11 protein-coding genes are annotated in these 12,632 nt (G+C 74.2%); 7 read left to right on the plus strand and 4 right to left on the minus strand.

Features of this window, described 5'->3' with window-relative positions:
* Positions 1-28 precede the first annotated feature (28 nt).
* The gene (locus A5481_RS03760) at positions 29-1,384 is read left to right on the plus strand and encodes a Gfo/Idh/MocA family protein (RefSeq protein ID WP_048435535.1); all 1,356 of its coding nucleotides are present in this window, start codon (positions 29-31) and stop codon (positions 1,382-1,384) included.
* A gap of 9 nt (positions 1,385-1,393) precedes the next feature.
* Here the strand turns inward: A5481_RS03760 and A5481_RS03765 are convergent, their stop codons facing one another.
* Positions 1,394-2,533, minus strand: coding sequence for a DSD1 family PLP-dependent enzyme (locus A5481_RS03765; protein WP_245239007.1), 1,140 nt, complete (start codon positions 2,531-2,533; stop codon positions 1,394-1,396).
* Between the two features lie 105 nt (positions 2,534-2,638).
* Between A5481_RS03765 and A5481_RS03770 the strand changes: the two genes are divergently transcribed.
* From A5481_RS03770 to A5481_RS03780, 3 genes are all read left to right on the plus strand, one after another.
* The gene (locus tag A5481_RS03770) at positions 2,639-3,622 is read left to right on the plus strand and encodes a LysR family transcriptional regulator (protein WP_048435533.1); all 984 of its coding nucleotides are present in this window, start codon (positions 2,639-2,641) and stop codon (positions 3,620-3,622) included.
* A gap of 10 nt (positions 3,623-3,632) precedes the next feature.
* The gene (locus A5481_RS03775; protein ID WP_048435532.1) at positions 3,633-5,804 is read left to right on the plus strand and encodes a protein-disulfide reductase DsbD family protein; all 2,172 of its coding nucleotides are present in this window, start codon (positions 3,633-3,635) and stop codon (positions 5,802-5,804) included.
* Positions 5,805-5,948: 144 nt separating this feature from the next.
* Positions 5,949-7,139, plus strand: a complete 1,191-nt coding sequence (locus A5481_RS03780; protein WP_048435531.1) for an MFS transporter — start codon at positions 5,949-5,951, stop codon at positions 7,137-7,139.
* Positions 7,140-7,284: 145 nt separating this feature from the next.
* Here A5481_RS03780 and A5481_RS03785 read toward each other — a convergent pair whose 3' ends face one another.
* Positions 7,285-8,079 carry a hypothetical protein gene (locus A5481_RS03785; RefSeq protein ID WP_053082482.1) on the minus strand — a complete coding sequence of 265 codons (795 nt, stop codon included), beginning with the start codon at positions 8,077-8,079 and terminating at the stop codon, positions 7,285-7,287.
* Between the two features lie 112 nt (positions 8,080-8,191).
* Here A5481_RS03785 and A5481_RS03790 point away from each other — a divergent pair, with 112 nt between their 5' ends.
* Positions 8,192-9,268: a substrate-binding domain-containing protein gene (locus tag A5481_RS03790; RefSeq protein ID WP_082173281.1), complete on the plus strand. Its 1,077-nt coding sequence runs from the start codon at positions 8,192-8,194 to the stop codon at positions 9,266-9,268.
* Positions 9,269-9,278: 10 nt separating this feature from the next.
* Here the strand turns inward: A5481_RS03790 and A5481_RS03795 are convergent, their stop codons facing one another.
* Positions 9,279-9,971 carry a L,D-transpeptidase gene (locus A5481_RS03795; RefSeq protein ID WP_048435530.1) on the minus strand — a complete coding sequence of 231 codons (693 nt, stop codon included), beginning with the start codon at positions 9,969-9,971 and terminating at the stop codon, positions 9,279-9,281.
* Between the two features lie 196 nt (positions 9,972-10,167).
* Here A5481_RS03795 and A5481_RS03800 point away from each other — a divergent pair, with 196 nt between their 5' ends.
* A complete protein-coding gene (locus A5481_RS03800; protein ID WP_048435529.1) occupies positions 10,168-10,671 on the plus strand; it encodes a DUF427 domain-containing protein in 504 nt (167 codons plus the stop codon).
* Between the two features lie 9 nt (positions 10,672-10,680).
* Here the strand turns inward: A5481_RS03800 and A5481_RS03805 are convergent, their stop codons facing one another.
* The gene (locus tag A5481_RS03805; protein ID WP_048435528.1) at positions 10,681-11,448 is read right to left on the minus strand and encodes a Crp/Fnr family transcriptional regulator; all 768 of its coding nucleotides are present in this window, start codon (positions 11,446-11,448) and stop codon (positions 10,681-10,683) included.
* A gap of 557 nt (positions 11,449-12,005) precedes the next feature.
* Between A5481_RS03805 and A5481_RS03810 the strand changes: the two genes are divergently transcribed.
* Complete coding sequence (locus tag A5481_RS03810) at positions 12,006-12,581, plus strand: PAS domain-containing protein (protein ID WP_245239006.1); 576 nt, start codon at positions 12,006-12,008, stop codon at positions 12,579-12,581.
* The last annotated feature ends 51 nt before the right edge of the window (positions 12,582-12,632 follow it).

The raw sequence follows: 12,632 nt of genomic DNA on the forward strand, positions 1-12,632 counted from the left end.
CTCCCGCCCTCGCCACGGATGGTTGCCGATGCCGGACGACGTCACCGCCCTCTCGCGCCGCAGCCTGATGATGGCCGGCGGCGCCACCCTGGTGGGGATCGGCAGCGCGGCGGCGCAGGGCGGCGCGGGCCAGGGAACGCCGGGGCCGCAGCGGCCGGTCGATACCGGCAAGGTCGAGAACGGCAAGGTGACGTTCCCGAACTGGCGCGGCCCCTCGGACCGCCCTTCCGCGCCACCGCCGGCACCGCTGCCGCCGGCCGAGCGGGTCGGCTTCGCGGTCGTCGGCCTCGGCCGGCTGTCGCTGGAGGAGATCCTGCCGGCCTTCGGCGCGTGCCGCAAGGCGAAGCCGGTCGCCCTGATGTCGGGCTCGCCCGAGAAGGCCAAGGCCGTGGCGGCGCAACACGGCATCAGGCCGGAGGCGGTCTACGGCTACGACGGCTGGGACGCGCTCGCCCGCAACCCGGAGGTCAAGGCGGTCTACATCGTCACGCCGAACGCCGTGCACCGCGACCAGGTGATCGCGGCGGCGGGCGCTGGCAAGCACGTCCTGTGCGAGAAGCCGATGGCGGTGTCCTCGGCGGAGGCGCGGGCGATGATCGATGCCTGCGCCAAGGCGAAGGTGAAGCTGATGATCGCCTATCGCTGCCAGTACGAGCCCTACAACCGCGAGGTCGTTCGGCTGGCGCGCAGCGAGAAGTACGGCAAGGTCAAGCTGATCGAGGCGACCAACACCCAGACCATGAGCCTGCCCGAGCAGTGGCGGATGAAGAAGGCGCTCGCCGGCGGCGGCGCGCTGCCGGATATCGGGCTCTACTGCCTCAACGGCGTGCGGGCACTTACGGGCGAGGAGCCGGTCTCGGTCCAGGCGCAGATCCACTCCCCGGACGACGACCCGCTCTACCGCGAGGTCGAGGAGACGGTCGCCTTCACCCTGCGGTTTCCCTCCGGCGCGCTCGCCCTGTGCTCGACCAGCTATGGCGCGCACGAGACCCGCTCGCTGACCGTCCAGGCCGAGGGCGGCGCGATCCAGCTCCAGAACGCCTTCGCGTATCAGGGCCAGCGCCTCTTCCTCAGCCACCGCGAGGGCAAGGCGGAGGCGAAGGAGGAGCGGGTGCTGGGCGAGAAGAACCAGTTCGCCCTCGAGATCGATCACATGGCGACCTGCATCCTGGAGGACCGCACGCCCCGCACCCCCGGCGAGGAAGGCCTGCAGGACCAGATCCTGATGGAGGCGATCTACGAGGCCGCCCGCACCGGCCGGAGCGTGGCGCTCAAGGAGCCGGAGCGGAGCGTCGCGAAGGACGAGAAGGACCGCGGCGGAACGGCCAGGGACGGCAAGCCCCTCGACCGGACCCGCGGCCCCGAGCCGGAGGATGCCGGCTGAGCGAACGTCCTACCAGCCGTTGATGCGCGGCCAGACGGCCGTCACCCGGTTCTCGCCGTCGAGGACGTGGTAGCGGTCGTACTGGGCGCCGGTCGCGCAGGCGTGGTTCGGCAGGATGCGGATCCGGGCGCCGACCGCGAGGTCCGGCAGGGCCGCCGCCGAGCCCGCCCGCAGGGCCACGATGCCGTGCTCCTGGTTGGCGTCGGCGACCAGGAGATCGGGGTAGGGCCGGCCGGCGAGGTCGCAGACCACGCCGTAACCCTGGTCGACGGCCTGGCGCGCAGTGCCGCGGTCGCGCGACATCGCCATCCAGCCGGCATCGACGATGATCCAGCCCTTGGCGCGCTGATGGCCGATCACGGTCGCCAGCACCGAGACGGCGATGTCCCCGACCGCGACCGAGCCGACCCCGGCCTGGAACAGGTCGCCCACCATGTAGACGCCGGCCCGAACCTCGGTGATTCCGGTGAGGTCGCGGGCGAAGCGCGCGGTCGGGGTCGATCCGACGCTGACCACCGGGCAGGGCAGGCCCGCCGCGCGCAGGGCGCCCGCCGCCGTCACCGCGGCGAACCGCTCGTTCTCCGCCGCCGCGGCGAGCGCCACGGGATCGCGCAGGGAGTAGCTGTCGCCGGCATGCAGCATGACGCCGCGCAAGGTCGCGCCGCCCTCGACCAGCCGGCGGCCGATCGCCACCAGGGTGTCGCGGTCGCCCGGCGCGACGCCGGAGCGGTGGCCGTCGGCATCGACCTCGATCAGCACCGGCACGGCATCGCCGCTCGCCCGGGCATGGTCGGCCACCGCGTCGGCCTGTTCCAGGCTGTCGAGGATGATCGCGAGGTCGACGCCGCCGGCCCGGATCGCCGCGACCCGCGGCAGCTTCGCCGGGGCGATGCCGACGCCGTAGATCATGTCGCGCACGCCGCCCGCCGCGAAGTACTCGGCCTCCAGCAGGGTCGAGACGATCGCCGGGCCCTCCGGCGAGGTCATGGCGATGCGGGCGACGTCGATCGACTTCGCGGTCTTGAGGTGGGGCCGCAGGGCGACGCCGAGACCGGCGAGGTGGGCGCGCATCCGCTCGGCGTTGGTGCGCAGGCGCGCCTCGTCGAGGAGCAGGCAGGGGGTCGCCAGGGTGTCGAGCGTGTCGGCCATGATCGCGGGCATCCTCCCGTCGCGGGGCATGAAGCGCGCAGGAAGCACGGGAGAGGCCCCGTGCGCCATTAACGCCGCCTGCCTCCTGCATTAAGCTACAACTTAATGCTCGGCACCGACGACCTCCGCTTCTTCCTCGCCATCGCCGACGCGCCCTCGCTCGCCGCCGCGTCGCGCGCCCTCGACGTGTCGGCGCCGGCGGTCACGCAGCGCCTGCGGGCCCTGGAGGAGCGGCTGGGCGTGCACCTCGTCGACCGGACAGGGCGCCACCTCGCGCTCACCGACGAGGGCGAGCTGATCGCCGAACGCGGCCGCGCCGTCCTCGACGCCCTCGGCGACCTCGACGAGGCGCTCGCCGCCCGGCGCGGGCGGGTGGTCGGCCACCTGCGGGTCGTCGCGCCGCTCGGCTTCGGGCGGGCCTACGTCGCCCCGGTCGCGGCGGCGTTCCAGGAGGCACATCCGGACGTCGCGATCGACCTCACCCTCTCCGACCGCCTCGGCGGGATGCCGGAGGGCGCGTTCGACCTCGCGGTGCATGTCGGCGGGATCGCCCAGGCGGCGCCCGGCCTGATCGCCCGGCGCCTCGCCCCGAACGACCGGGTGGTCTGCGCCGCCCCCGCCTATCTCGCGGGCCGCGCGCCGCCGACCGCGCCCGCGGACCTGCGCTCGCACGCCTGCATCGCGCTTCGCGAGAACGACGAGGACGTGACCCTGTGGCGCTTCCAGCGCGGCGACACCGAGGAGCGGGTGCGGATCGAGCCGCGCCTGTCGAGCAACGACGGCGAGGTGGTGCGCGGCTGGGCGCTCGCCGGGCGCGGCGTCATCCTGCGCTCGGAATGGGACGTCGCCGACGACCTGCGGGCCGGCCGCCTCGTCCGCCTCCTTCCGGACTACGCCCTGCCGGAAGCGCCGGTGGTCGCGCTCCTCGGCGCGCCCCGCCGCGCCCGCGCCGCCCGGACCCGCCGCTTCCTCGACGCGCTCGCGGCTGCCCTCGACCCGCCGCCCTGGCGCGTTCCCGCAGGTCGAGCCCCGAGCGCTTCACGCGAACGCGATCCGCCCGGCCTCGCCAGCGCCGCAGAGTCCGGGTAACCCGGAGACCATGCCCGCTCGCCGCCTCGCCCGCCTGCTCGTCCCGCTTCTCGCTCTCTGGGGCGCCGGTCCCGTCGCCGCGCAGGCGCCGCGCCCTTCGAAATACGCCGACCTCGTCCGGGCCGAGCTCGTCACCGAGGAGAGCGCCGTCGCGCCGGGCGCCACGCTCACCGCGGGCGTGCGGCTGACGATGAAGCCGGGCTGGCACGTCTACTGGCGCAACCCGGGCGATTCCGGCCTGCCGCCGGAAATCGCCTGGTCGCTGCCGGCGGGCTTCTCGGCGGGGGCGGTCGCGTGGCCGGCGCCGGAGCGGATCCCGGTCGGCGACCTGATGAATTTCGGCTACGAGGACGAGGTGCTGCTGACGGTGCCGGTCGCCGTGCCGGCGACGCTCGGCCCCGGCCCGGTCTCGCTCAGGGCCAAGGTCTCCTACCTCGTCTGCGAGCGCGAATGCGTACCGGGCGAGGCCAGCCTCGCGACGAGCCTGCCGGTGGCGCCCGCCGGCACCAGCCCGCGGCCCGATCCCCGCGCGGCCGCCCTGTTCGCGCAGGAGCGCGCGCGCCTGCCGGTGCCCGCGCCCTGGCCGGTCCGGCTGCGGCAGGAGAGCGGGACGCCGGTGCTCGACATCGCGGCGCCGGGGCTGAAGGCCCGCGACGTCGCGTTCTTCCCCTATTCCGAGACCGCCCTCGAGCACGCCGCCGCGCAGGTCGCGACGAGCGACGGCGCGGGCCTGCACCTGCGGCTGCAGCGCAGCAGCCAGGCCGCCGCCGACGCGCCGGCGCCGGGGGCCGACGGCGTCCTGACCCTCACCGAGGACACCGAATCCGGCCCGGTCCGCCGCGCCTACGCGCTCGGCGACGCGGCCCCCCCTGCGCCCGCCGCCGCTTCGCCCGCCGTCACGACCCCGGTCGCCGCACCGGCGGCGACCGGGGAGGCGGAAGGCCTGTGGCACGCGGCGCTCCTGGCCTTCCTGGGTGGGCTGCTGCTCAACCTGATGCCCTGCGTCTTCCCGGTCCTGTCGATCAAGGTGCTGAGCCTGGTGCGGCATTCCGGCGAGAGCCCGGCCCGGGTGCGCCTGCACGGCCTCGCCTACGCGGCCGGCGTGCTCGCGACCTTCCTGGGCCTCGCCGGCCTGCTGATCGCGCTCAGGGCCGGCGGCGCGCAGATCGGCTGGGGCTTCCAGCTGCAATCGCCCCTGGTGGTGGCAGGCCTCGCCTACGGGCTGCTCGCCATGGGCCTCAGCCTGTCGGGCGTCTGGCACCTCGGCGGACGGGCGGCCGGGCTCGGCGACGGGCTCGCCCGACGGGCCGGGCTCGAGGGCTCGTTCTTCACCGGCGTGCTCGCGACGGTGGTCGCCACCCCCTGCACCGCGCCGTTCATGGGGGCGGCGGTCGGCTACGGCCTGACGCAGGGAGCGGCGGTCGCGCTCACGGTCTTCGCGGCGCTCGGCCTCGGCCTCGCCCTCCCCTTCGCCCTCCTGGCGGCGTGGCCGGCCGGCTTGCGGCGCCTGCCGCGGCCCGGCGCCTGGATGGAGACCCTGAAGGGGATCCTCGCCTTCCCGCTCTACCTCACGGTCGCGTGGCTGGTCTGGGTGCTGAGCCAGCAGGTCGGCCCGACCGGGCTGATGGCCGGGCTCACCGGCCTCGTGCTGGTCGGGTTCTGCGCCTGGACGATCGAGCGCGGGCGCATGGCCGGGCCGCTGGCGCGGCGGAGCGCGCAGGCGGCCGTGCTCCTCGGCCTCGTCGGGCTCGCCGGGCTCCTCGTCGCCCTCGACCGCGACCGCGCCGGACCGGTCGCAGTGGCGGCCGCCGACGGGATCGAGCCGTTCAGCCGGGCCCGGCTCGACGCGCTGCTGGCCGAGCACCGGCCGGTCTTCGTCAACATGACGGCGGCCTGGTGCATCACCTGCCAGGTCAACGACCGCGCCACCCTGCGGGCGGCCGCGGTGCGCGAGGCGTTCAAGGCGCACGACATCGCGCAGCTCAAGGGCGACTGGACCAACCAGAACCCGGAGATCACCCGGGTGCTCGAAGCGAACGGCCGCTCCGGCGTGCCGCTCTACCTGCTCTACGACGGGCGCGGCGGCGTCGCGGTGCTGCCGCAGATCCTGACCGAGGCGACGGTGCGCGACGCCCTGGCGGCGCTGCCCGCCGGCACCGGGCCGCGCGCCGCCCTGCGGTAAGCGGGGCGCAGGCCGGCCAGGGGCGCCGCAGGTCAGCCAAGCCGCCTCAGGCCTGCCAAGCCGCCGCAGGCCAGCCATGCGGTGCCGGGGCTGAACCCCGGGGCGCCTCCCGTTCTATGCTGCAATGCAGCAGTGAGGACGGCGATGCAGCATACCCTCGATCACAGCGCCGGCGCGGCGGCGGGCGGGCGATCCGCGGCCCTCGCCCTCCTGGCGCTGGCGGCGGCCTCGTTCGGCATCGGCACCACCGAGTTCGTCATCATGGGGCTGCTTCCCGAGATGGCGGCCGATCTCGGCGTCGGCATCCCGACGGCCGGCCTGCTCGTCTCCGGCTACGCGCTCAGCGTCACCTTCGGCTCGCCGGTGGTGGCGGTGCTGCTGTCGCGCCTCGACCGGCGCCGGGCGCTGCTGGTGCTGGTCGGCCTGTTCATCCTCGGCAACGCGCTCTGCGCGCTCAGCCCCGATTACCGCCTGCTGATGCTCGCCCGCATCGTGACGGCGTTGTGCCACGGGGCGTTCTTCGGCCTCGGCTCGGTGGTGGCGGCGGATCTGGTGCCGCCGCACCGCAAGGCGAGCGCGATCGCCGTCATGTTCACCGGGCTCACCCTCGCCAACGTGCTCGGCGTGCCGTTCGGCACCGCGCTCGGCCACGCCCTCGGCTGGCGGGCGACGTTCTGGGCCGTGGTCGGGATCGGCTTCGTCGCCGCCGCCGCCCTGCTCGCCTGGCTGCCGCGCCGCCTCCCCCACGAATCCGGCAGCCTCCTGTCGGAGATGCGGGTGCTGCGCCGGCCCCAGGTGGTGCTCGCGATGCTGCTCAGCGTGCTCGCCTCCGCCAGCCTGTTCAGCGTCTTCACCTACGTGGCGCCGATGCTGGCCGCGACCGCCGGCGCGACGCCGTCGGCGATCACCGGCGTGCTGCTGCTGTTCGGCGTCGGGCTGACGCTCGGCAACGGGCTGGGCGGGCGCCTCGGCGACTGGCGGCTGATGCCCTCGGTGATCGGCATCGCGCTCGCCCTGGTCGCGGTGCAGCTGGCGCTGGTGCCGGCGAGCGCCGCGCTGGTGCCCGCCACGACGCTGATCGGCCTGTGGGGCATCCTCGCCTTCGCGCTCGTCGCGCCGCTGCAGATGCGGGTGCTCACCGCCGCCGACGGCGCCCGCAACCTCGCCTCGACGGTGAACCAGGGCGCGTTCAACCTCGGCAACGCGCTCGGCGCCTGGCTCCGCGGCGTCGCGATCACGGCGGGCGTCGGCTACGGCCGGCTGCCGCTGATCGGCGCAGGCCTCGCCCTGGCGGTCGCCCTCGTCGGCGTGGTGGCGCACCGGGCCGACCGGTAGGGCGGCGCCCCGCGCGGTCGTCGATGGCTATACCGCGAGCCGCCTTCGGCCGGGCCGGCGATGCGATCGGAGACCGGGGGCGCCGGGCCGCCCCGCGGCTGCATCGATGGCGCGGAGCCGGACCGGCGCGGGTCCGTCCCGCGGATCACCGCAGCGGCAGCAGGCGCAGCCGGGGCCGCTCGGCCGCGCGCGCCGGGCTCGGGAGCGTGTCGACGAGCCCGAGACCCTGCAGAGCCGCGAGCGCGGCCAGGATCTTGACGTGGCTGAGCTGGGTGAGATCCGCCGCGGCGTCGACATCGAGGGGCACGACCCCGTCGGGATCGCTGCCGCAGGCATTCAGCAGCAGGTAGGTCTTCAGGGCCGCGAGGTTCGGGGCCTTGCGGCAGGTCAGGCCGTGCAGGGCGGCGATGCCGGCCCCGTCCGGCCCGGCGTGCAGGAGGTGCGCCGCGCCGGCCGCGGGGCCGAGGCCGGCGAGCCGATAGGCGATCGTGCCGCCCGGCCGCTCGCCGCAGGTCGTGACGAGGCCTCGCTCGACCAGCGCCTTCTTGCCGGCGCAGATCAGCGGGTCCGAGAGCCCGGACAGGGCGGCGATCCGCTCGTAGGACAGGAGGATCGACCCCGGCTCGCCCGCGGGCGGCGCGGCGTCCTGGCTGACGACCAGGGCGAGGTAGAGCTTCAGCGCCGCGATCGAGCGGCCGAGATGGCCGGCATCGGCCCGGAAGGCGCGCAGGCCACCGTCGTGGATCCAGTCCGCCGGCAGCCGGCACGCCCGGCCCTCCCGCCGCCGCTCCTGCGCCTCGGGCGCGGCGATCGCCGGCAGGCGGAGCGGGGTGCGGGCCGGATCCCGGTTCGGGCGGAGAAGCTCCGGATGCATCGTGCGGTCCTTGCGTCCCTCGGCGGGGTCCGCCTTGCCGGCACGCGCGATGCCGAGGCGATGCATCGGCGGTACGATGCCGTTTCGGCGGCATCAATATGCTGTATCCTGCCGATGCGGGAGGGGGCCTTTTCGGGTAGGCCCGCTCCCGGCCGGAGGATGACGGGATGCGCCCGCGATGACCACACCCGTCCAAGAGGCTTCTGCTCAGGCGGCTCCTGCTCGAGAGGCCCCTGCCGGGGGCACGTCCGCTGCCGGGGGCGAGCCGGCGGTCGAACTCGGGCTCGGCGGGGTTCTGCGGATCGGCCGGGCGCGCATCGCCGTCGCTGACACGCTGGCGCTGCTGCGGGCGGTCGCCCGGACCCGCTCGGTCCAGGGCGCCGCCGCCGAGATCGGCCTGTCCTACCGCGCCGCCTGGGAGCGCGTCCGCGCGCTCGAGACGGAGACCGGCCACCAACTGGTGCGCAAGACCCGCGGCCACGGCACCACGCTGACCGGGACCGGCGCCGCCCTGCACGAGGCCCTGTCCGCCGCCGCGGAGGGCCTGGCCGGTCCGCTCGCCCGCGAGGAGCGGGCGCTGCAGGCCCGCCTCGCCGCCCTGCTCGATGCCCCGCGCCGCCTGACCCTGGCGGCGAGCCACGATCCCCTGCTGATGGAGGTGCTGGCGGAGTGGGGCGAGGCCGAGGTCGCGGTGATGGGCAGTCGCGACGCGGTGATCCGGTTCGTCGACGGGCGCGCCGATGCGGCCGGCTTCCATTGTGGGGCGGTCGGGCCGGCGGCGGCCGGGCCGCCCTTCTCCGACCTCGTCGCCGACCCGGCCGTCCGGATCCGGCCGCTGCTCGAGCGCGAGCAGGGCCTGCTCGTCGCCGCCGGCAACCCGCTCGGCCTCGCGACCCCGGCGGCTCTGCGCGCCACGCGGGCCCGCTTCGTCAACCGCCAGAAGGGCTCGGGCACCCGGGACTGGTTCGACCGGCTCCTCGCCGAGGCCGGGATCCGGCCCGACGAGATCGTCGGCTACGGGCTGGAGGAATTCACCCACCAGGCGGTGGCGGCGGTGATCGCCTCGGGCGCCGCCGATGCGGGGATGGGCGCCCGCGCGGCGGCGGAGCGCTTCGGCCTCGGCTTCGTCCCGGTCGGCTGGGAGGTCTATTGCCTCGCCGTCAGCGCCGCCCTGCCGGTCGACGGGCTCGACCGGGTGCAGGCGATGCTGGCGGAGCGGATCGGGACGGTGCCGGGCTACCGGCTGGCGCGGTGAGCCGGCGTCCTCACGCCGGCAGGACCACCACCTTCGTCTTGACCGGGGTCCGGTTGTAGAGGTGGATCATGTCCTGGCTCAGGAGGCCGACGCAGCCGCTGGTGATGCCCGAGCCGATCGTCTCGGGGTCGCTGCTGGCGTAGATCGTATAGAGCGTGTAGGCGCCGTTCTGGTAGAGGTGCAGGGTGCGGGCGCCGAGCGGGTTGTCGAGGCCGCCCGGCATGCCGCGGGCGTACTTGGCGGCTTCGGGCTGGCGCTTGATCATCTCCCGCGGCGGCGTCCAGGTCGCCCACTCGCTCTTGCGCCCGACATAGGCGTCGCCGCTCCAGCGGAACCCGTCGCGGCCGACATTCGCGCCGTAGCGGGTCGCGAGCCCGCCCTCCTCGATCCGGTAGACGTAGTACTGGCCCGGATCGACGACGATCGTGCCGGGCGCTTCGCGGGTGTCGTAGCGGACCGTGCGCCGGTAGTATTTCGGGTCGACCTTGCTCATGTCGACCGCCGGGATCGGGAACCTCTCGGTCGGCACCGGCCCGTAGAGCGCCGAGACCTCGGCGAGGCTCAGGCCGTCGGAGGTCGCGCAGCCGGCAAGGCCGAGCGCGCCGAGGCTCGCGGCGGAGCCCAGCAGGAAGGACCGGCGGTGGAGGCGCTCGACCCGTTGCGTCGGCGACACGGCCTCGGCGATTGCGTTCTCGACGATCATGGTTCCGGACCTGCCCTGTCGTGCCGTTCGACGTGAGGGATCACCAGCATCCGCGCACCGAACGTCCGTGCGATGCGGACCCTGCCGCCATACGGCCCAGCTGGCAAGCGCGAGCTGTCGCCGCGCGCCCTACGCATCACCACATCGTGGCGGCGTCGCGACGAAGATCGACGACCGGTGAGGCAGGAGAGTGACGATGCCGTTCGGACATCCGGACCCCGATCCCGTCGGCCCCGGCCAGGAGAGCGTCTGGGACTATCCGCGCCCGCCGCGCCTGGAACCGGTGCCGGAGCGCCTGCGCGTCGTCTTCGACGGCGCCACGATCGCCGACACGGTGCGGGGGTGGCGGGTCCTGGAGACGTCGCACCCGCCGACCTACTACCTGCACCCGGACGACATCCGGCCCGGCGCGGTCGTGCCGGCCGGCGGCGGCTCGGTCTGCGAGTGGAAGGGCCGCGCGGTCTATCTCGACGTCGTCGGGCCGCGGCTGCGGGCCGCGCGGGCGGCCTGGGCCTATCCGCGGCCGGACGCGGCCTTCGCGGCGCTCGCCGGCCACGTCGCGTTCTATGCCGGGCCGATGGAGGCCTGCTTCGTCGGCGAGGAGCGCGTCGTCCCCCAGCCGGGCGGCTTCTACGGCGGCTGGATCACCGGCCGCGTCGTCGGCCCGTTCAAGGGCGAGCCCGGCACGATGGGCTGGTGACGGGGCGCCTCACGCCGGGACGGCGGAGCCGGCCATCGCGGCCGGCGGCGGATCGGCGTCGGCCTCCAGGCGGGAACGGCACAGATAGGTGCTGTCGAAATGCGCGACGGCCCGCAGGGCGGCGAAATCGGGGATGACGAGTTGCTGGCGCTTCAGCGAGATCAGCCCCGCGGCGCGCAGCTCCTGCAGGGTCCGGTTCACGTGGACGGTCGAGAGCCCGACCGTCTCGCCGATATCCTCCTGCGTGAGCGGCAGGTTGCAGCCGTCGGCCGTCGTCAGCCCGACCGCGCGCAGGCGGGTGACGATCTCGCAGAACAGGTGCGCGATCCGCTCCCGGGCCGTGCGCAGGCCGACATTGGCCGTCCATTCGCGCTGGATGGCGAAGGAGGCGAGCAGGTCGAGCCAGAAGGCGCGGGTGATGCGCGGGGACTTGTCCATCGCCGACAGCAGCGCGTGGGCGGGGATCTGCGCGACGCGGACCGGGGTCAGGGTCGCGACCGAGTAGTTGACGATGCTCGGGAAGACCGGCGGCGTGCCGCACAGGTCGCCGGGGATCAGGTAGGCGACGATCTGGCGGCGCCCGTCCTCGATCTGCTTGTAGCAGCAGGCCCATCCGTCCAGGATCACGCCGACCTGCCGGAGCGCGGCGCCCTCGTCGATCAGGTCGTGGTCGGATGCGACCCAGGCCACGTCGCAGACCAGCCGCTGCAGCATCTCCTTGTCGTCCGCGGAGAGGCCGGCGTATCGATCGAGCTTGCGGATGAGGTGGTGGGGCATGCCCGAGCTCACGTTGCGCCGAGAGAATGCGTTTCCCAATCGATCTCCGCATTGATCTGCATCAATACCGCAACCCGGCATATCCCGCCAAGCGATCGGACTGGCTGATCGGGTTAGGTGAGGTGGCGCACAGCAGAGGATGCGCGGCCGCCGCCGAAGCATCCCCGCCGGACTGATCTGGAGTGATACGCGCATCGACGACGCAATTGCAGGTAGCGTGTGCAGGTAGCGTGTTCGACCGGCACTATGCTGCTCAGGTCGGACAGCGGCTCTGCCGGCTCGCGAAAACCGATCGGTAGTTCGTCGCCGCCGAACCGGATCCGCGGAGATCCCGGCCAGTGCCGTCCCCTCCGCCGGAACGCGGATGCGACAGGACGCCGCGAACCACCTGGGTCCTTTTCTCCCGCGTCGCACACGGACACCCTGCGGCTCAATCGCTCAGTGGTTGCGCATCCTCGCGTTCCATATCAACACCTGCAACCAAGTCGATTGGGTAAAACGTACCAGTACGCGGCGGGGGATCCGGGGGGGACGGCATGCGATCAACTGTGCTGCAAGTGGCGCCCAGCTTCGTCCTGGGGGCGCTCGCCGCCTCGCAAGTGAGCACGTGGGAGACCGACGTCGCCAGGGGCGTGACGGCGACCGACGCCGCGACGGCAGCCCTGTTCGGCCTCGATGCCCGCGCGGCCGGACGGGGCCTGCCTCTGGCGCAGTTCGTCGACGCGATCCACCCGGACGACCGGGAGATGGTCCGCGACCGGCTCGCCGGAATGAGCGAGCAGGGCGGCCTGTTCGTGGTCGAGTACCGCACCTGCCCGAGGCCGGGAACGACCCGATGGATCCTGGCGCGCGGGCGCTACGAGCGCGATCCCCTCACGGGCGACATGATGGGGCGCGGCATCGTCATCGACATCACGGACAGCAAGCGTGACGGACACGCCGAGGACCGGGCCTTCTTCCTGATCGAGGAGGATCCGATCGACGGGTCGCTGCTCGACCGGGCCGCGGCCCAGGCCATCGCGACCCGCGAGGCGATCGACCGGCTCGACCCGGGAGACAGGAGCGAGCTGCGCCAGGTCGTCGACCTGCTGCTCGTGAGCTTCGGGCGGGCGCTCGCCCGGCGGCTCGGCTAGAGCCGCGTCCGAGGACGCGCGGGCCGCGTCGTCGCGGACGCAGCGGCGCCG

The organism is Methylobacterium platani, from assembly GCF_001653715.1.
In the GTDB taxonomy this organism is placed as follows: Bacteria; Pseudomonadota; Alphaproteobacteria; order Rhizobiales; family Beijerinckiaceae; genus Methylobacterium; species Methylobacterium platani.

What these genes read in the sequence shown, in the direction of transcription:
- A5481_RS03760 (WP_048435535.1), top strand. Translation starts at nt 29, where the DNA reads ATGCCGGACGACGTCACCGCCCTCTCGCGCCGCAGCCTGATGATGGCC.
- A5481_RS03765 (WP_245239007.1), bottom strand. Translation starts at nt 2,533, where the DNA reads ATGGCCGACACGCTCGACACCCTGGCGACCCCCTGCCTGCTCCTCGAC.
- A5481_RS03770 (WP_048435533.1), top strand. Translation starts at nt 2,639, where the DNA reads ATGCTCGGCACCGACGACCTCCGCTTCTTCCTCGCCATCGCCGACGCG.
- A5481_RS03775 (WP_048435532.1), top strand. Translation starts at nt 3,633, where the DNA reads ATGCCCGCTCGCCGCCTCGCCCGCCTGCTCGTCCCGCTTCTCGCTCTC.
- A5481_RS03780 (WP_048435531.1), top strand. Translation starts at nt 5,949, where the DNA reads ATGCAGCATACCCTCGATCACAGCGCCGGCGCGGCGGCGGGCGGGCGA.
- A5481_RS03785 (WP_053082482.1), bottom strand. Translation starts at nt 8,079, where the DNA reads ATGCATCGCCTCGGCATCGCGCGTGCCGGCAAGGCGGACCCCGCCGAG.
- A5481_RS03790 (WP_082173281.1), top strand. Translation starts at nt 8,192, where the DNA reads ATGACCACACCCGTCCAAGAGGCTTCTGCTCAGGCGGCTCCTGCTCGA.
- A5481_RS03795 (WP_048435530.1), bottom strand. Translation starts at nt 9,971, where the DNA reads ATGATCGTCGAGAACGCAATCGCCGAGGCCGTGTCGCCGACGCAACGG.
- A5481_RS03800 (WP_048435529.1), top strand. Translation starts at nt 10,168, where the DNA reads ATGCCGTTCGGACATCCGGACCCCGATCCCGTCGGCCCCGGCCAGGAG.
- A5481_RS03805 (WP_048435528.1), bottom strand. Translation starts at nt 11,448, where the DNA reads ATGCCCCACCACCTCATCCGCAAGCTCGATCGATACGCCGGCCTCTCC.